Consider the following 19225-nt stretch of genomic DNA (forward strand, 5'->3'; position numbering starts at 1 on the left):
GTTATTTCCCGGCAATGACAATGACAATTTCTCCACGAACTTTATCTGGGTGAGCCGTAAAATAGGCCAAAACATCTTCTGCCGTCCCACGAACCATTTGCTCATGCATCTTACTTAATTCTCTGGCTACCATGACAGGTCTTTCAGCACCCACAAACTCAACCATTTGCTCCAATGCCTTCACCAATCGATGCGGTGATTCATATAAAACCGTTGTCCGCTCCTCTTCCGCAATGGCTTTCCATCGGGTTTGTCGGCCTTTTTTATGTGGCAAAAATCCCTCAAACACAAAACGATCAATGGGGAAACCCGAATTAACCAAAGCTGGAATCACAGCCGTCGCACCCGGAAGCGTTTCCACTTCGATTCCTTGTTCGACACAGGCTTTGACCAATAAAAAACCGGGATCTGAAATACCCGGAGTTCCCGCATCAGAAATCAGCGCTAAAGACTTCCCTTCTTTTAATAAATTAACAATACCGGCAACGCCCGCATGTTCATTGTGCGCATGGTGGGCATAAAGCGGTTTGGAAATATTTAGGTGCTTTAATAAAGATCCTGATGTCCGGGTATCTTCTGCTAAAATGGCATCTACTTCGCCCAAAATACGAATCGCACGCAAGGTGATATCTTCTAAATTGCCAATGGGCGTAGGAACCAAGTATAATTTCATATTCGAATTTAGCCAAAATTGCTAGAAACAAAAAAAGCGAAACTTGCGTTTCGCTTTCCGTAGAGAGTGAGGGATTCGAACCCCCGGACCTGTAACAGTCAACAGTTTTCAAGACTGCCGCAATCGACCACTCTGCCAACTCTCTGTCTCGTAATGAGATTGCAAAAGTAAGTGCTTTTCGGACATTTTACAAGTGAGTCCACAAAAAAATTACAGATTTTTTATCACAAAAGCTCTTTTCCCCTGAAAATCAAGGGCATCCGGAATCCAAGTTATGGGAATTCCTGCTTTCTCCATCTTGCGAAAATAGGTCATCTGACGTTTGGCAAACTGATGAATCGCCACTTCCAACCCTTGCTCAAATCGATCCCTTGAGATCTCTCCGTTCAAAAAATGAACGGCCCATTTATATTCCAATCCCATCCAATTAAGTGCATCCTGCGAAATACCGCGATTCAATAGTGCCTGAACTTCTTCGACTAAACCTTCCTTCAAGCGATGATGTAAACGATTTGAGATTCGTTCCCGACGAACTTCTAAAGCGGGATTCAAGCCAAAAACTTGGAAATCTAAATCATAATTCAAGGATTCTTCTAAAAAATCCGGCACGCGCGAAAACTGAAATTGATTAATCAAAGACTCTAAATAAAGTCCCGTACCCCCACAGACAATTGGCAATTTACCACGGGAAGTAATATCTTGAATCGCATCAAGCGCTTCTTTTTGAAAATGCGCGACGGAATATACATCTCCAATTTGATGATTATCGATCAAATGATAAGGCACGCTTCCATATTCGGCTAAATCCTTTCCTGTTCCGATATCCATCCCTTGGTAAATTTGTCGGGAATCTGCGGAAACAATCTCCCCATCCAATTTATTCGCCAGCGCAACGGCTAAAGAAGTCTTCCCACTAGCCGTAGGCCCCAAAAGTACCAAGACCTTATTTTCCATAGACATAGCGCAATTTCAAATTACCTTTATTGATTCTCGTGGTTCCAAATCGGATTGGTTCTGTATCGCCCACTTTTTCAAAACCAACGGCCATAAAGCCCTTTCCTGTGTTCCATTCCTTGTCCACGTAGGTCATTACATTATGCAAATCTGGGTTTAGATCTTTATAAGCTTGAAGAAATTTAGTTAATCCACCTACAAGTCGGATGCTAGATAATGTAGCAATTTCAATAAGTTCACCTGATAAACAACCCGCTAATCCTGGTTCATTCATGGTAATCGATTTACCAAAAACAGCAACTGCTAATAAAGGGTTACCTTCAAAAGTATAAGGACTTTCAATCCCTCGAAAAACGCGGTGCGGCGGAACGATACATCCTAAATAAAGTGAACCTTTCAAAAACCCCTTCACGTGTTCTTTGTCCAAAAAATCGCGCGCCACTGTCGCGTCAATAGGAACTATCCGCGTATCGCGTGCAAAAACGGATCGCAAAGGTTTCACGCGTGCGATGAGTTGCTTTTCTACCGCTAACTGGCTTGTCACCCACTGATCCTCCCAAATACAAATATCTCCTTCCTGACTGTCTCCTGGCATCGCTTTTACGCGTACCTTAGATTCTTCATGGAGCCACAAAGCTTCTCCTATCGATTGAAAACCGATGGAAAGCAGGAAATGTGCGAGACTATTTGGGAACTCTTTTGGCATAAAACGTGTAAATATACAGTAGAATTAGGCGTAATGGCGCTTTCAAATAAAAAACATAACGAATGGACTATCGATTTGAGGCGAGCCGTAAGGAAGTCTCCACTTTTACGAATCAAGAGATCAGAGATAATTTCTTAATTGAGCGTATTTTCACTGCGGATCACATCAATTTAACCTATACGATTTATGATCGCATGATCATCGGTGGAGCAATGCCCGTGATTAACACGCTTCATTTACCCAATCCTGAAAAATTACGTGCTGAATACTTTTTAGAGCGCCGCGAATTGGGCGTGATCAATGTAGGTGGCAAAGGTACCGTTACCGCAGATGGAGTAGATTTTACGATTGACAAATTAGGCGCTGTATATGTAGGAAGAGGAACCAAAGAAGTGAGTTTCCGTTCTGAATTCAGCGAAAATCCGGCTCAATTCTACATTTTATCAGCTCCGGCGCATGCAATTTTCCCTTGTGCTAAACTCGATAAAGAACAAGTTCAAACGGTTGTTTTAGGAAGCTTAGAAACATCTAATCACCGGACGATTTACAAGTATATTCATAATGAAGGAATTCAATCATGTCAATTAGTGATGGGATTAACCATTTTGGAACCGGGTTCTGTCTGGAATACGATGCCAGCGCACGTACATGATCGTCGGATGGAAGCCTATCTATATTTCGATGTTGCTCCTGAACATGCGGTATTGCATTTAATGGGCGAAACAAATGAAACCAAGCACATTTGGGTGCACAATCACCAGGCAATTATTTCACCACCGTGGTCGATTCACAGTGGAGCTGGTACAAAGAATTATTCTTTTATTTGGGGCATGGCGGGTGAAAATAAAGATTACACCGACATGGATTTTGCAGAAATTACAGCACTACGATAATATGAAAAAATCAATTTTCTCAATCCTCCTACTCGTAGGGGGATTTGTTTTGAAAGGCCAAAACTATTCGGAAAGGATGTCGGCCAGCATCATGCACACGCATGCGGATTCCATCGCCGTCAAGGTAGGGAAACCTGCCGGTTGGGATTATGAACAAGGCTTGATACTAAAGGCCTTGGAAAAAATGTACCAACGAACCGGAGACGCGAAGTATTTCAATTACATCAAGAAGAACATCGACAGCTTTGTGGATGAGCAGGGCAATATTCGCACCTACCATTTCAATGAATTCAATTCCGATAACATCACAACGGGACGAATGTTATTGTATTTGTATCAGGAATTAGGCGATATGCGTTACAAAAAAGCCGCCGACAAATTGCGTGCCCAGATTGCTGCGCAGCCACGCGATGCGGATGGTGGATTTTGGCATAAACAACGTTATCCGAACCAAATGTGGTTAGACGGTTTATATATGTTGGAGCCCTTTTATGCCGAATATTCCAGCATCACGGGAGAGGATAATTGGTCGGATATCGTGAAACAATTCGAACTCATGTACAAAGGTGCTTTAGACGCTAAAACTGGGTTATTGATTCATGCCTATGACCAAGCGCGCGCACAACCCTGGGCAGATAAAAAGACGGGGCACTCCCCTAATTTCTGGGGTCGTTCGATGGGTTGGTATGAGATGGCGATTGTTGACGTATTGGATTACATGCCCGCAAATCACCCAGGACGCAAGATTTTAATGAAGCAATTGCAGGATTTGTCAGGAGCTTTGCTTAAGATTCAAGATTCAGTTTCAGGCCTTTGGTACCAAGTTCCCAATTTCCCTGGTCGGAAAGGAAACTATTTAGAAGCATCTGCATCGAATATGTTTATTTATGCTTTTGCCAAAGGAGCGCGCAAAGGCTATTTACCCGCATCATACTTAGCAGCCGCACAAAAAGCTTATGCTGGAGCTTTGAAAAACTTCATAACAACGGATGCCGCAGGTTATATTCATTTAGAGAAAACGGTGAGCGTGGGCGGTTTAGGCGGCACACCCTATCGCGACGGATCCTATGCATATTATTTGAGCGAACCTTTGCGTCAAGATGATCTAAAAGGAGTTGGGCCATTTATTTTGGCATCGCTAGAAATGGAAATTGCCAAAGAATTACCTGTAGGCAAAGGTAAAAAAGTGGTATTGGATTATTTCTTCAACCATGAGACGAAGAACGGCCAACGATTCCATTACACTTGGGAGGATCGTAAAGATTCAGGATTTCATTTATGGGGCATACAGTTTGAGCAACTAGGCGCTACGCTGGACACCTTGGGTGTATCCCCTACCCGTGAAAACTTGAAAAACGCGTCTGTTTACATTATTGTTGACCCAGATTCTCCAAAAGAAACGGCTAAGCCGAATTACATGAATGCCAATGCAGCTGATGAAATCGAGGCATGGGTGAAGGCTGGCGGAAACTTGATTTTATTAGCCAACGATACGACGAATTGTGAAATCCCACAATTCAATATTTTGGCCCGTCGCTTTGGTATTGAATTCGTTGCGCCAAATTTAAACTTTGTTCAAGGAAGAAACTGGGAACAAGGAACGGTGTTAATTGAGCCTGGTAATCCCGTATTCAATCCGATCAAAAAGGTTTACATCAAAGAGATTACGACGTTGAAATTATCAGGACCTGCGAAATCCATTGCGACCTTGCAAGGCTATCCTGTGATGGCTGTGGCTCAGGTAGGAAAAGGAAAGGTATTTGCCTTAGGCGATCCTTGGTTGTACAATGAATATACGAACAATCGGAGAACACCATTGGAATATGAGAATTTCTTAGCGGCAAAGAAGCTGGCGGAATATATGTTGAAATAAGAAAAGCCCGGTTTAGCCGGGCTTCTTTTTTATCAGTTTAATGGGGCTTGAATTACTTTTTCTCCTTTACCTTTGGCAATCCTCAAAACAGGTTTGCCAAAGGTAGCAAGGGGCGGTTTGCCAAAGGTAGCTAGGGACGGTTTGCCAAAGGTAGCGAGGGGCGGTTTGGCGGGAGTAGCGAGGAATGGTTTGCCAAAACAAGGTGACATCAAGGAAATTGATATCCCGTCATTTTCTCCAACTTATCCTTAGTGACCAAATAGGTCTTCCAATTCTTATTGAGCACATGTTCATTGGGGAATACAACATAAAACACATCCGTGGGGGTGTAAACAGCTTTCCAACAATACATCGGGACAAAGACGCCTGAAGCTAAACGACCTTTGGAACCAATTCCTCCCGCATAGATCAATAGATTTAGCCCTTTTTTAATAGCTAATTTCCGACAATAAGCTTCGAGAAATTTAAAGGGGCCACGGTTTAATTCCGGAGTTTGAGGAATCATATTGGACATCAAAAATGTCTCCTTATTCAAGTATTCTGAGGCAGTGCGATCTTCTGAATTGCATAAATGCCCACGATCATAACCTGATTCCCGGTAATCTTTTTCATCTACAATCTTGAATCCGCGTGGAAACCCATCGTCTTGTCGGAACCTTTCTGAGCGACCAACAGGCCCCACATCCGAGGCACGCAGCGTCCATCCGACCCAATTAGCCCGGCCTTCTGCCCCGTTGTAGGACATGACATAGCCTTTTTTGATCGACAAATAATTCGTCGTAGAAGCCGTCGAGGCACCCGATATATTGGGCACCCCGATAGGCAAATACGATAAAATAAAGAACAGAAGATTTAAAATCATTTACGATGACTGAAAATCCATGAAAGCAAATCTGGCTGCTTGAAAGCATTATCCCAAGAGTTGTGATTAACACCCGGATATTCGGTGTAACGAATATCAACTCCTTGATCTTGAACTGCTTTCACTAATTCGCGCGAATGACGAACCGGAACGACAATATCCGCATCTCCATGGTGAACCCATAAAGGAACTCTTTTGGCATATTTAGGCACATAACTTAAATCCGCTCCACCGCAAATTGGAGAAGCTGCCGCAAACATCTTGGGATTGCGAGAAACCGCTTCCATCGTACCCATTCCACCCATGGAGAGGCCCATGATATATGTACGTTTTTTATCATGTTTGATGGATTTCACCAAATCAATGACAGCCTGCAAAGGCCAATTGATCGGTGCAGAATAATCGAAAATAAACGTCGTAGGTACCGTAGACCGATTAATTTTCACCGATGACCAATAAGATTCTTTCGGACATTGTGGGAAAATAACAATCGCAGGAAAATTAATCCGATTCAACGAATCCATAAATACGCTTTTTCCATATTTCATTTGGGCTTCATTGTCGGTCCCCCGCTCCCCTGCCCCATGCAATACGACCAGCAAAGGATATTTCTTTCCGGGCTTAAAGTCTTTGGGCAACAGAATTTGATATGGCAAAACCTGTCCCTCTTTTGTTTCAAAAGACTTTTTCTCAAAGGAGCTTTGCGCCTGTGCGACGAAAGCAAATAATAATAAAACGAGTATCTTTTTCATCCTTATTTCGCGCGTTTAATCATATCAGCAACAGTCAAATCTATCGTTCTTCCCATGGCTTTATTTCCGCGGTATGTGACAATTTTCATGACAGTCGCATCTTTAGGCACCACAACCGAACCATTCGCTTCCGGATAAAATTGATCTGGGAACGAATGATCAAAACTGTAATGAATCGTTAATCCTGAAATTTCCGTGCTTAATTGAACTGTCAACTCTCCATTTGCATTGCGTTTCACGTCGATGATCGGCTCATACATACTCGGCGCATATTTTTTCTGTGCAACATCAAAACGAGCCATGTGAGCTTCCACACGACCCACGAAATTATCCCAGTTGCGGTTCGCAGGTTCAGACCATAATGCCTCAGCAACAGCGAATGAGCGTGGATAAGTCATGTATTGTAAATGGCGGTAATTGAATAATTGCTCCGACCAAAGGTTAGCTTGTCCACCTTTAACCAATTTAGCATCAACACCAGCCGGAACCGGATTAAACGCATACGAGTCGCGTAAACGAACTGTTTTATACACTGGAGGTTCGATGGCTTTATCGCCTTGCATCAAGTCGATGTACACATGATTATTAGGCGTCATCACCACTTCATGTCCGTCTTTTGCAGCTTGAATACCACCATCCATACCACGCCATGACATTACAGCCGTGTTTTTCGGAAGTCCACCGCCTTCTAAAATTTCATCCCAACCCATCATGCGTTTACCTTTAGATGAAATGATTTTTTCTAAGCGGCGTACAAAATGCGCTTGTACTTCTTGCGAATTCTTAAGTCCTAATTCCTTACGCATTGCCAAGATTTGAGGATTTTTATCCCAATAGTTTTTAGGACATTCATCACCACCCATGTGGATGTATTCAAAAGGGAATAACTGCGATACTTCGCCCATCACCTTATCTAAGAACGTATAAACCTTCTCATTGGCAGGACAAAGCGTATTGTCTTGCAAAGCCTCTGGGTGCCCATGTGACCAATCAATGAAAGGTTCCCCTGAGATCACTTGGTAATTCACAGCCTCAGGCGTACACGAAAGTTCTGGATAGGATGCAATCGCAGCCATCGAGTGACCAGGCACATCGATTTCGGGCATGATGTTAACAAAACGCTCCTGACCGTATTTGATAATTTCTTTGATATCATCTTGCGTGTAGAACCCGCCATAGGTGCGAGGCTCACCTGGAAGGGGTTTCGAAAAGCTCGTAAAATGACCTTCTTTTTTCACATTCCAGGCACCTTTTTTTGTCAAATTAGGAAAGGATTTAATTTCCACGCGCCAACCTTCGTCGTCCGTCAAATGCCAATGTAAGACATTGTATTTATAAGCGACCATTTCATCAATGAAACGTTTCACTTCGTCTTTGGTGAAGAAATGTCGGGCTACATCCAACATCATCCCACGCCAAGCAAAACGAGGATTATCTGTAATTTGGGCATAAGGCACTTTCCAATTGACACCCGAAACAGCTTGAGATGATTCAATTTCATTGGGCAATAATTGTAGTAATGTTTGAATACCATAAAACAAACCCGCAGGCTTATTGGCCGTAATTTGAACCCCTTTGGCATCAGAAACTAATTGATAGCCTTCATTCCCTAAGTTGGCATCAGGATTCGAATTCAATTTGAACCGAATGGCAGCTAAAGAAGCGACCGAACTTTGGTCATATAACCATTGAACTTTTTTGCCGGCAATACGTGTCAACTTATCAGTCAGGTTTGCATATGTTGAAGCTAAAGCTTCGTTCTTAGGCCCAGCAATGATGATGGATTTATTCAAAGCATAAGCTCCTTTAGCATAAACGGCTTTGGTAGGAATGGGGATAATAGAGGGATTTTGGGCGAAAATACCCACGGACATCAAACAAGTGAGGCCCAAGAAACTAATTCTTTTAAGCATGTTGAAATAGGTTTATATAATAGATTAAAGTTCAAGTTAATTGCGATAAATTCCAAATCGTTTTTTATTTTTGCAGGGATTAAGCATTATATACAAAAAACAAAACCATGAATGAATCTGCTACCCTTGCTGCTCAGCAAGCGGAATTAACACACGCAATTGATACGGTTTGGGTTGCCTTATGTGCAGCACTTATTTTTCAAATGGAAGGAGGATTTGCCTTGCTTGAAGCGGGATTTGTCCGTTCGAAAAACGCCGTGAGTATTATCGCCAAAGTCATGATCGACATCATGTTTGGGGGTGTCGCCTTTTATTTGGTGGGCTTCGGTATTGCCTATGGTAAATCCAATGGATATTGGGCATTTGATACGGGAATTATGCAGGGAGATTTAGGTTTGGGATTGACGATTTCGAATTCACTTTTTTGGTTTATCCAAATGGGATTTGCCGTAGCTGCCATCTCGATTGTTTCGGGTGGTGTTGCTGAACGCATGAAAATGTGGTCTTATGCCATTTATGTGGCGATATTCAGTGCTGTTATGTACCCTTTAGCAGCGAATTGGGTTTGGAATCCAAACGGCTGGTTAGCCCTTCGCGGCTTCAATGACTTCGCAGGTTCCGCTGCCATTCATGCCATGGGTGGCTATGCTGCATTAGCAGGAGCCATTGTTTTGGGACCTCGCTTAGGGAAATACAATGAGGATGGAACTGCGAATGCAATTCCGGGTCATAATTTAACATTATCAGCAGTAGGTGCTTTCATCCTTTGGTTTGGATGGTTTGGTTTTAATCCAGGATCAACTTTAGGAGCCGTAGGCAAATGGGATTTAATTGGTTCCGTAGCTACGAATACTTTCTTAGCCTCAGCAGCAGGAGGTATCGCAACAATGCTTTACACCTTCATGCGCTACAAGAAAGTTGATATTACGATGGTCATCAACGGAGTCCTTGCTGGACTTGTAGCTATTACAGCTGGATGTAATGTGGTTAGTCCTGATTCGGCATTAATTATCGGATTCATTGCGGGTACGATTGTTGATATCGCTGTTGTGGTCGTTGACAAAATGAAAGTAGACGATCCTGTAGGTGCGGTAGCGGTGCATGGGGTGAATGGTTTCTTTGGAACGATTGCTGTAGGTTTGTTTTCTCAAAAGAATGGGTTATTCATCACGGGAGAAAGTGCTCAATTCATCACACAGTTAATCGGTGTAAGCGTTATTTCCTTATTCTCTTTTGTGCTAACTTATGTAATCTTCATGGCCTTGAAAAAAACCATGGGAATTCGTTTGAGTCACAAGGCGGAATCAGCGGGTATTGATGCGGTTGAATTTGGGGTTGAAGCTTATACAACATTTGAATAATAGCTAAATAAAAACGATATGAAAAAGGTAGAAGCTATAGTAAAACCATCGAAATTAAAAGCTATTCAAAAGGGCTTAATCGATGCAGATATTCCCTGTATGACGGTGGTGCCGGTTCGTGGGGCTGGACTCCAACAAGGATATTCGGAGATTTACCGTGGGACTGAAAAGTCGATGATTTTATTGCCCAAAGTGATGATTATCTGTGTTGTAAGTGATGAAAATTTGGAAAAATGCATCGATGTCATCTTGGATAACGCATCTGAAGGTAACGTAGGTGATGGTAAAATCTTCATCTACGATGTACAAGATGCGATTCGGATAAGAACAAAGACACGGGGGGTAGAGGCGATAAGGTAGTTCGAAGTCCGAAGGAATAGAGTCCGGAGTGGAATAGTCCGGAGGCAAAGAGTCCCTAACGGGAGATATTATCTTAAAAAGGTTAGCAAATACATTTTCATGTTTGTTAACCTTTTTATTATTCATATAAAGAATAGTAGCGCAAAGAATAAACCACATCAGACACATTCCCTTCGGACTTCGAACTTTATCCCTTCGGACTAGCGACTATCCTCACCACCCCCATCCTAACGAACATCTCCTCGCTGTACCAGTCATATTGCCTCGTCTTCTTTATCATTGGCGCATGTTCCTTGCTTTGGTAGGCAAATTGATCCAAATTGGAGGCTGATTCCCATAACGAAAAAGTAGCTTGTTCAAGCAGTGGAAATTCCCCTACCCCTTTGGCATATGTTAAGCCTTGCTTGCCTTCCAAATGTTTACTTGCGGAAGGCACATTCCACCAAAATAATAAGGATTTATGCCAACGAATACTTGCTCGCGTTATAACCGCAATGGGGCCATTCCACGACAAATTAGAATCTGCAAAATCAAATGGCTGCTTGCCATTCCAGGTACCTTTCCCTTTTAAAGGGATGGCATCCCAACCGGATATCGAATCTGAATGTTGGGCTAACTGAAGCCAACGGGCATCCGTCAAAAAAAACGCCTCAGCTTGTTGGGCTGATTCCCAAACACCCAACCAGGCATATAAACCAAAATTGGGCAGGATCGAAAACCCATTCCCAGCTCCAGTACCAAGGTGTTTGGCAAATAATAATCCAGGTGCCGACCAACCTTGAACGAGCGAACGACCCATTTCAGCAAAGGCATACCTTTTAGCATTAAATCCTGTAAAATTCAAAAAACGGATGGTGATAAATTGCCCTTGCATAGCTGGCAAGTTATCGATTTTCCAACTAAAATTCGAATTAGAAATTTGTAAACAATAAGGAATTCGTGGTTGTACCCTTCAAACCCGAAATTTTATTTTTCGTTGCCGAACTTTTAAGATAGGTCTGAACTTGGGCAGGCAAAGCCAAAGGATTTTGGGCTAAATACAATGCCGCAACACCTGTCACATGAGGCGTTGCCATCGATGTACCACTCAATAGCGCAGTTGCACCAGTTGACGTAATCCAATCCGATTGAATCGAAGTTCCCGGAGCAAAAATATCAACCACCGAACCATAATTGGAATAAGAAGCCATGGCATCATAATTAATACCTAAGGTAGGATAGGCTCCCGTTGCACCAACAGTAATCGCAGCAGTAACACGCGCAGGAGAATATCTTCCTGCATCCGCTGAATTGTTTCCAGCTGCTACACACATGACAATTCCGTCTTTGATTGCATTATTAACTGCTAAATCCAATGCAGAAGAAGCCCCACCACCTAAAGACATATTCGCTACGGCAGGTCTAGTTGTATGGTGACTAATCGCCCAGTTGATACCAGCAATTACACCCGAGGTAGTACCTGAACCTGCTGCATCTAAAACTCGGACAGCTATTAACTTAATATCTTTAGCAACTCCATACATATTTCCACCAACTGTACCAGCTACGTGCGTACCATGTCCATTTTGGTCAATCCAATTCGTCGAGGTACCAATCGAAGAAAATCCTCCAATGGCCCTAGGTCCAAAATCGGAATGATTTACTAAAATCCCCGTATCGATGATGTAGGCATCTACGCCAGTACCCGCCGATACATAAGAATATGTTGTACTCAAAGGCAAACTAACTTGATCGATGCGATCCAAACCCCAAGTTGGATTCAAAACTTGAGTATTTATACGCATAACCTGATCCTTTTCTACATAATCAACTTTGGGATTCTTTTTGACTTTTTCCAAAGCTGAAGGGGATAAAATGGCTGAGTATCCGTTGAATACCTTATTGTAAACATGCTTTGTTTTGACGTTCTCATTTAGCTCCAATTCATTAACATCATCTTCAACATCGCTCGCTTCCGTACTATCCTTGTAAACAATAATATAAGCATCTTCAAGTACAGGTGTCGTCTTCGATGCCGACGTATTCACCTGATCGATAATAATATCAGGATCCTTCTGTTTGGCAATTTCCGATTTCTCTAAAAATTGTTCAGTACAACCAAACAAAGTCATTGAAATAAGCAAGATCGAGTTGAAACGATGAATATTTATCATATCGGTAGTGGATTGAAGATGTGAAATGAATACATAAATCAAAACTAATTACTTAGTAAATCATCACAGCATTCACTTTCACCAAAGATGGACTAGATTTTCATATGAGTTCAAAATACCTCACAATCACAACAAAACTGCAGAAATAGGCACCCATAAACACCAGAGTCAATTCCTGCATCACATTTAACTCGTTTTATAGACCCAAATCAATTTTTAACTAAAAAATTAGTTAAAATAATTTTGTAACTAAATTTTTAGTTATACATTTGACCCAAGCAAAAGAAAAACCATGAAAAAACTCACGCAAGCGGAAGAGCAAATTATGCAGGTTATTTGGAACCTACCTGAGGGTGGTTTTCTGAAAGACATCATCGAGCTACTTCCCGAACCCAAGGCACATTCCAACACCATCGCCACCCTATTGAAAATTCTTGTGGAGAAGGAATTTGTCCAAATCTCAAATCCCAATCGGAACAACTTGTATTCCGCACTGATTAGCAAAGAGCTTTATTCAGGCCAACGAATGGCTGGTCTAACCGAATCCTTTTTCGAAGGATCTTATTCCAATGTCGTATCCTTTTTAGTGGATAAAAACCAAATGTCCATCGAAGATTTAGAAAGCTTAATCGAACAACTAAAAGCGAAACAAAATGACTAGTTCAGCTATTTTCATCTATGCACTCAAGTCGATTGCCCTTTCAGGCATTTGTTTTGGATACTATACCGCGTTTCTTAAAAACACGTTGATGCATCAATATAACCGCTTTTTCCTATTGGGTACCCTCATACTCAGCCTATTCGGCCCATTGGTCAAATTTGATTTTTTGTCGGTGAGCGAAGAACAAGCAGCCAGCATCAGTCAATCCATGATTTACCTGAATTCGATCCAAATTCAACCAAAAGTGGAACAAACCGATTGGAATCAAATCGGGCTATATATTGCCGCAGGTATCTCGTTGATATTGTTGGCTTATTTAGCTTTGGGCATTTATAAAATCTACCAAATCAAACGAGCTCATCCTGTTACATCCAATCAGGGAATCGAAATCATAGAGACTAACTTAGAAAATGCGCCATTTTCTTTCTTAAATCTCTTGTTTTGGAAGCAATCCATCGAATTGACGAGTGAGCATGGGCAGAAGATTTTCCAACATGAATTGGCCCATATCAGGCAAAAGCATACCTATGACAGGCTATTTTGCCAATTCGCCGCATCCATCGCTTGGTTCAATCCCTTTCATTGGCTCATTAGCAAAGAGCTCCAAAATATCCATGAATTCATTGCCGACCGCGAAGCGATTCAAAGCGGTGATATACAAGATTTTGCCAAAATGCTGCTGCAAGCACATTATGGAAACGAATTTTTAAACCCTAGTCATTCCTTTTATTACTCATCTCTAAAACGTAGAATTATGTTATTAACTACATCTCAAAATCCAAAATTCGCTTATTTAAGACGCGTAGCCGTTTTACCTATTGCAGCATGCGCTTTAATCTTGTGCAGTATTCAAATCCAAGCTCAAGTAAAAAAAGCGAAAAAAGCTGCAAAAACAGACTTTCTTGTAAGTATCCAACCTGATTCTACCATATTTTCAGACCCCAAAACGGGTAAGAAAGTATTTGCCGTTGCCACGCGGGACATGCCACCTCCACCAGCACCCGCATCAGTTCCAAGCCCACCCACACCACCTGAAAATCCATCAAAATTCGTAAAAGTCATCTCAGTTGATTCCAATAATTTTGAATTCAAAAGTACGATCAATGGCAAAGTGGTTACGGTAACTGCTCAAAAAGTCAATAACGGAACTAAAGTAAACGGAAAACCCATATCTGTGAAAGCGGATAGTGTCGCATTCGTTTCTGTTCCTACTGAGAAAATCAAAGCTTTAATCGTAATAGATGGTACCATAGCTAAAGACCTTGATTTAAACAAAATAAATCCCCAAACAATTGAGTCTATGAACGTACTCAAAGGCGAAAAAGCCAATGAAAAATATGGAAAAAATGGCGCAAATGGCGTCATAGAAATTATCACTAAAAAACATTAGTTTAATGAATGAAAGAATAAAAAAAGGCCATCGTTTACTGACGATGGCCTTTTTCGTTGATTGAAACACTATATTACTTTCCAATACAAAACTTTCCAAAGATATTCTTCAACAAATCATCATTTGATATCTGTCCCGTAATCTCTCCTAAATCATGTAAGGCATACCGAAGATCCTGTGCAATCAAATCACCCGTCAAACCCGTTTGCAATCCACGTAAAACAGATTCCAAGGTCTCTTGGGTTTGAAGTAGATGTTGGTAATGACGCAAATTCGTCACCAAAGTACCCCCGGTACTCACCTGATCCAAGCCCACCACATCAAGCAATGCTTTTTCTAAATCGGCCAAGCCTTCTTTATTTTTTGCAGATAGGCAAATCAAGGAAGGTAATTCTTGCAAAATCGCCTGTAAAGCTTCCGAAGAAACTTGATCCTTCTTATTTAAAATCTGAATAACCGGAATATCCAACGCGCCCAAGGCTTCTACCCCAGCCTGAATCGATGCCGCCGTTTCCGTCGTTGCATCCGCCATGTAAATCACCACCTGAGCCTTCTTCACCCACGCTTGCGTTCGTTCCACGCCCATCGCCTCAATCACATCTTCCGTCTCGCGCAAACCTGCCGTATCAATCAGACGAAACTTTATCCCGCCCAATACCCACGAATCCTCCAAACTATCTCTTGTCGTTCCCGCGATATCCGAAACAATCGCTCGTTCTTCGTTCAATAAGGCATTCAACAAGGTGGATTTACCCGCATTAGGCTTACCCACAATCACTGTCGCCACCCCATTCTTAATCGCATTTCCTGCTCGGAAACTCGCAACTAAAGGACGAATCGCTACCAATAATTGGTTCACCAAATCCTCTAAATCCTTTCGGTCCGCAAATTCAACATCCTCCTCACCGAAATCCAATTCCAATTCAATCAAGGACGCAAAATGAATCAACTGTTCCCGCAAGGCAGCTAATTCATTCGAAAAGCCCCCACGCAATTGATGCAAAGCCGCAGCTTGTGCCGCCGCCGAATCGGCCGCAATAACATCTGCAACCGCTTCCGCCTGCGCCAAATCGAAGGCGCCATGCATGAATGCCCTTTGGGTAAATTCTCCCGCACGCGCTAAACGCGCACCCTTCTCTACAAACAATTGAATAATACTCTCCTGAATAAACGGAGAACCATGACACGAAATCTCGACCACATCCTCTTTGGTATAGCTCTTCGGGGCAATGTATAAACTCACCACCACCTCGTCATATACCCGACCAGCATCCTCAATACGACCATAGTGAATCGTATGAGAAGCCTGCTTCGTTAAGTCTTTGGGTTTAAATACAGCATTGACAAGGGAAATCGCATCAGGGCCCGACAAACGGATCACCCCAATGGCTCCTACCCCAGCGGGGGTTGCCAATGCCACAATCGTGTCTTGTAATAACATTATAGCAAGTTTTGAAGCTTCATGGCTACCGACATATCGCCAGAAATTTTCACTTTTCCAGTCATCACAGCCATCATAGGATTCAATTCACCTTTTAATAAAGCGGTAAAATTCTCTTCCGTAGCCGCAATCGTGCAATCAGCATCCACGTTTTCGTTGGTCACTGTTCCATCAGCATTCACCACAATAATACCTGAAGGAAATGCAAATTTAAAGGATACACCCTGGCCGCCCTTTTGGGAAGCTAGTGCATGAATACGTTCGTTGATTTCTTGAAATGTCATGTTGTGTCTTTTAAAACACAAAACTAACACTTAAATCTCCCGATGACAAATTACTTTGAAATCACAAAATTGGCATGATTCTACATCCGAAGTCTTTTCAAAGGGCTTCGATCGATCCATCATTTTATCTACCCACGCTTGGATCAATTGGGTAGAATCAGCCATAAATCCTTCCATATTCTGTTCCTCCGAAAACCACAGTCCTAATTTAGGCACCGACAATACGCCAGCATCCAAATTTCGAAAGGAAATGATTCCTGGTTCTATCCACATATTTTTCCAATCCAATCCCGAGAACAAAGAATTCGATTGCGTTCGAGCGGCTTCAGCTAATAAAAATTTATACAACCACAATTGCAATAATTTACCCTTCAAATCAGCCGAAAGCAAGTCGGCCATCAACCCTTGCGTACTTATCGTCAAATCCTTCGTTTCTACTTTTCCTGTCTTATAATCAATGATTCGATACTTGCCATCAACCCGATCCAATCGATCGACTCGCCCCTTCAACTTCACAGAAAACACATCCCCTTCAAAGTTCACAGGTACCAATGTTTCCAAATCCATTTCGGTATCCAATAATTGAACCCGGCCCGCATTCCAATGAACCTCAGCTTTGTAATAATTAGTTAAAATTGTTTTGGCAACTTCCTTTAACACATAATTAAAGCCTTTTTCCATCTCGAAAACACCCTCACGTTCCTGAATTTGTGCCATGGCCTGATCCAACAATTCATCTAAATGATCTATTCGCCATTTCGCATCTGCTTGATCAACCCATCCGGCATGCGATTCCAAAATCTCCTTATCTACATTCTCAAGCACTTTGTGCACCCAAGTTCCAAACACATCAGCCCCCAATTCATCCTCGTATTGTTTCTCCTTGCGCAAATTCAACACATAGCTATAATAATATTGCAAGCTACAATTCGCAAATTGTGCCATGGCCGAAGGCGATAAACCTCGCAAGGATAAATTGTTCTTTAATTGCGCAATTAGTGTATCCGATTTTTCAATTCGATTGACATAATTCCCAATTGTCTGCTCAACTAAATCAAAACGCACATGTGGCTCAGTCCATTTTAAAGCAGGATTTTGTTTCACCCAATCCAAACGTAATTGCTTGATAAAGCGACTCATTTCCTTCACACTTGATTTTTCGGAAGGCTGCACATAAATCAATTCGATCTGTTTTGGCCTCTGCAACAATCGATGAAAGTGATAGGATGTCACCGCATCGGCTTGGGTAAACGTAGGCAAATCAAAGGTGTTCATCTGCGCAATATCCAAAGGAATCAAACTTTCCCGTTTACGCGTTCCTGGCAAACTTCCCTCATTCAAAGACAGGACAATCACGCGATCAAAATCCAAGGTTCGCGTCTCCAAAAGTCCCATCACATGCAGTGTACGATTCTTTTGTTCCGCTACCTCAAAGGTCAATTTCTGCTGTTGGACCAAATTCAACAACAACTTAAAACCGATTTTAACCGAAACTTCATCAACCAATGAGATCACATCAGCTAAATTATCAATCACCCGACGAGCCTGCGTCAAGGCTTGCGCATCAGCGCCCCAATCCTTTTTGGGCATTTCCTCCAGAATATGACCAAAAGCTTCTGAAGTCAATTTGAGTATTTCAGGGAATGTTCCCGATTTGAATAAAAGAGCTAAAACCGGCAACTCAACTAAGCCTTGTATCGCGTCAATAGATACATACAAATCCGTTGTACCCATTAACGACTGCCAAACCCGATTTAAATCTTTCGAAGCGCTTTTTGAACATCCGTCCAAGTAATATTGCATCAACGCATGTTGCATCAAATTGCGAAACTGTCCCACAGGAATACGCGTCGCATCTGCACGCTTATGAATTTCACCCAATAAGGTAATGAAAGAAAATACGGGCGTTTTCTTCAACGAATACCCCATCGTAATATTCAATCGATCCTTAAATTCCCCCACAAACAATAAGACCTGATCCAAAAGACTTTCATCTCCTAACACTAAAGCCACTTGTTCCTCTGCACCATATTCTGCCTGCCATTGACGAATCAATTCCATCGCCACAAAAACCTGCGCACTGGGATTGGCAACGCCTAAAACTTCGACTTCTTTCGCATCTTTTGCAAAATGCTGCTCCATCCATTGGAAATTGGATTTTGCTAAATACTTATTCGATCCTGCATCAGCATAATTACGAAGCCAATTACCCGCTCGGTGAAACGAATTCTTCACATAATACTCATCCGCATCCCAAAGTGTTTCGGCAATATCTTGTTTCAAAAGGGCTCGAATAATCTCCTCCTCCCCTTTGGACAGGGCATTAAAGCCCACAAAATAGATTTTTTTGTATTGCTTCGCCGTAGTTCCATTTGCGGCTAATCGAGCGGCTAAATCCCGATAGGCCATGCCTCGATAAGCTAATCCTCGGTCTTTTAGTCGAGCTTGCAAACGGCCATAAACTTCCAATAAATGGTCATATAGTTTGAAATAGGCCTTGGTATGTTGGGTAATGTATTTTCCCGTATCTTCCTCACCATATTCAGCTCCCCAGCGCTCCAACGACTTCACTTCGGACAGAAAAGAAAAAATCTGATAGGGCTCGACTAGATACATGTCCAACGTATCAAAGTCCTTCAACATCATCTGTCCCCAGCCCATAAATCGGTCGAAATCCACCAAAGGATCTACTTCTTTAAAACAATTATACGCCTCAAATAACAATTCTATTGGATCAATTAATGTCGAATCCGTCATTTTGAGGGCAAATTCCTCAATCGTCATGAAGTCGGGCGCTAAAAACGGCCGATCACTCAGATAGGCTAATTCTTTTTTAAGGTAAAGTACACCACGCTGTGAGGGCATCACCACCGCGATCTCCTGCATTTCTTCAATGCTATGTTGTGCCCACAAATGCTCGGCCGTCTTCCTTAAAAATGTCTTCATTAC

17 protein-coding genes and 1 tRNA gene are annotated in these 19225 nt (G+C 42.2%); 6 read left to right on the top strand and 12 right to left on the bottom strand.

The features are described 5' to 3' along the window. Position 1 precedes the first annotated feature (1 nt). From rsmI to V7S75_RS10965, 4 genes are all read right to left on the bottom strand, one after another. On the bottom strand, positions 2-673 hold the full coding sequence (rsmI, locus tag V7S75_RS10950) for a 16S rRNA (cytidine(1402)-2'-O)-methyltransferase (RefSeq protein ID WP_459513870.1): 672 nt from the start codon (positions 671-673) through the stop codon (positions 2-4). A 60-nt stretch (positions 674-733) separates the two neighbouring features. Next, positions 734-818: transfer RNA gene (locus tag V7S75_RS10955), tRNA-Ser, on the bottom strand. 65 nt (positions 819-883) lie between these two features. After that, positions 884-1627, bottom strand: a complete 744-nt coding sequence (locus V7S75_RS10960) for a tRNA (adenosine(37)-N6)-dimethylallyltransferase (protein ID WP_459513872.1) — start codon at positions 1625-1627, stop codon at positions 884-886. Then, entirely contained in the window at positions 1617-2333 is a 717-nt protein-coding gene (locus tag V7S75_RS10965; protein ID WP_459513873.1) for a hypothetical protein, read from the bottom strand. The genes V7S75_RS10960 and V7S75_RS10965 overlap by 11 nt, the downstream gene beginning before the upstream one ends. 62 nt (positions 2334-2395) lie before the next feature. Between V7S75_RS10965 and kduI the strand changes: the two genes are divergently transcribed. Together kduI and V7S75_RS10975 are read left to right on the top strand one after the other, a co-directional pair. Then, positions 2396-3226, top strand: coding sequence for a 5-dehydro-4-deoxy-D-glucuronate isomerase (gene kduI, locus V7S75_RS10970; protein WP_459513874.1), 831 nt, complete (start codon positions 2396-2398; stop codon positions 3224-3226). Between the two features lies 1 nt (position 3227). Further along, positions 3228-5099, top strand: a complete 1872-nt coding sequence (locus V7S75_RS10975) for a glycoside hydrolase family 88 protein (protein ID WP_459513876.1) — start codon at positions 3228-3230, stop codon at positions 5097-5099. Between the two features lie 208 nt (positions 5100-5307). Here the strand turns inward: V7S75_RS10975 and V7S75_RS10980 are convergent, their stop codons facing one another. The 3 genes from V7S75_RS10980 to V7S75_RS10990 are packed head-to-tail and all read right to left on the bottom strand — an operon-like array spanning position 5308 to position 8626. Next, a complete protein-coding gene (locus V7S75_RS10980; protein WP_459513877.1) occupies positions 5308-5961 on the bottom strand; it encodes a DNA/RNA non-specific endonuclease in 654 nt (217 codons plus the stop codon). After that, positions 5958-6713: a carboxylesterase family protein gene (locus tag V7S75_RS10985; RefSeq protein WP_459513879.1), complete on the bottom strand. Its 756-nt coding sequence runs from the start codon at positions 6711-6713 to the stop codon at positions 5958-5960. Before V7S75_RS10985 ends, V7S75_RS10980 begins: the two co-directional genes overlap by 4 nt. A 2-nt stretch (positions 6714-6715) precedes the next feature. Further along, the gene (locus V7S75_RS10990; protein WP_459513880.1) at positions 6716-8626 is read right to left on the bottom strand and encodes a beta-N-acetylhexosaminidase; all 1911 of its coding nucleotides are present in this window, start codon (positions 8624-8626) and stop codon (positions 6716-6718) included. Between the two features lie 107 nt (positions 8627-8733). Here V7S75_RS10990 and V7S75_RS10995 point away from each other — a divergent pair, with 107 nt between their 5' ends. Together V7S75_RS10995 and V7S75_RS11000 are read left to right on the top strand one after the other, a co-directional pair. Next, positions 8734-9987: an ammonium transporter gene (locus V7S75_RS10995; RefSeq protein WP_459513881.1), complete on the top strand. Its 1254-nt coding sequence runs from the start codon at positions 8734-8736 to the stop codon at positions 9985-9987. An 18-nt stretch (positions 9988-10005) separates the two neighbouring features. Beyond that, positions 10006-10347, top strand: coding sequence for a P-II family nitrogen regulator (locus V7S75_RS11000; RefSeq protein ID WP_377976391.1), 342 nt, complete (start codon positions 10006-10008; stop codon positions 10345-10347). A gap of 187 nt (positions 10348-10534) precedes the next feature. Here V7S75_RS11000 and V7S75_RS11005 read toward each other — a convergent pair whose 3' ends face one another. Then, positions 10535-11221, bottom strand: a complete 687-nt coding sequence (locus V7S75_RS11005) for a spheroidene monooxygenase (protein WP_459513882.1) — start codon at positions 11219-11221, stop codon at positions 10535-10537. Positions 11222-11258: 37 nt separating this feature from the next. Then, positions 11259-12500 (bottom strand): S8 family peptidase, encoded by a 1242-nt coding sequence (locus V7S75_RS11010; protein WP_459513884.1) that lies wholly within the window; start codon positions 12498-12500, stop codon positions 11259-11261. A 292-nt stretch (positions 12501-12792) separates the two neighbouring features. On the opposite strand from V7S75_RS11010, the gene V7S75_RS11015 reads away from it, so the two are divergent. After that, positions 12793-13161: a BlaI/MecI/CopY family transcriptional regulator gene (locus V7S75_RS11015; protein WP_459513886.1), complete on the top strand. Its 369-nt coding sequence runs from the start codon at positions 12793-12795 to the stop codon at positions 13159-13161. Then, on the top strand, positions 13154-14551 hold the full coding sequence (locus V7S75_RS11020) for a M56 family metallopeptidase (RefSeq protein WP_459513888.1): 1398 nt from the start codon (positions 13154-13156) through the stop codon (positions 14549-14551). The genes V7S75_RS11015 and V7S75_RS11020 overlap by 8 nt, the downstream gene beginning before the upstream one ends. 73 nt (positions 14552-14624) lie before the next feature. Here V7S75_RS11020 and mnmE read toward each other — a convergent pair whose 3' ends face one another. From mnmE to V7S75_RS11035, 3 genes are read right to left on the bottom strand one after another with little or no spacing between them, the layout of a single operon-like run. After that, positions 14625-15992 (bottom strand): tRNA uridine-5-carboxymethylaminomethyl(34) synthesis GTPase MnmE, encoded by a 1368-nt coding sequence (gene mnmE, locus V7S75_RS11025; RefSeq protein ID WP_459513890.1) that lies wholly within the window; start codon positions 15990-15992, stop codon positions 14625-14627. Beyond that, positions 15992-16276 carry an SCP2 sterol-binding domain-containing protein gene (locus V7S75_RS11030; RefSeq protein ID WP_459513892.1) on the bottom strand — a complete coding sequence of 95 codons (285 nt, stop codon included), beginning with the start codon at positions 16274-16276 and terminating at the stop codon, positions 15992-15994. The genes mnmE and V7S75_RS11030 overlap by 1 nt, the downstream gene beginning before the upstream one ends. Positions 16277-16306: 30 nt before the next feature. Next, the gene (locus tag V7S75_RS11035) at positions 16307-19222 is read right to left on the bottom strand and encodes a PD-(D/E)XK nuclease family protein (RefSeq protein WP_459513893.1); all 2916 of its coding nucleotides are present in this window, start codon (positions 19220-19222) and stop codon (positions 16307-16309) included. Positions 19223-19225 lie beyond the last annotated feature (3 nt).

The organism is Aquirufa sp. TARAVU-A1A (assembly GCF_054558675.1).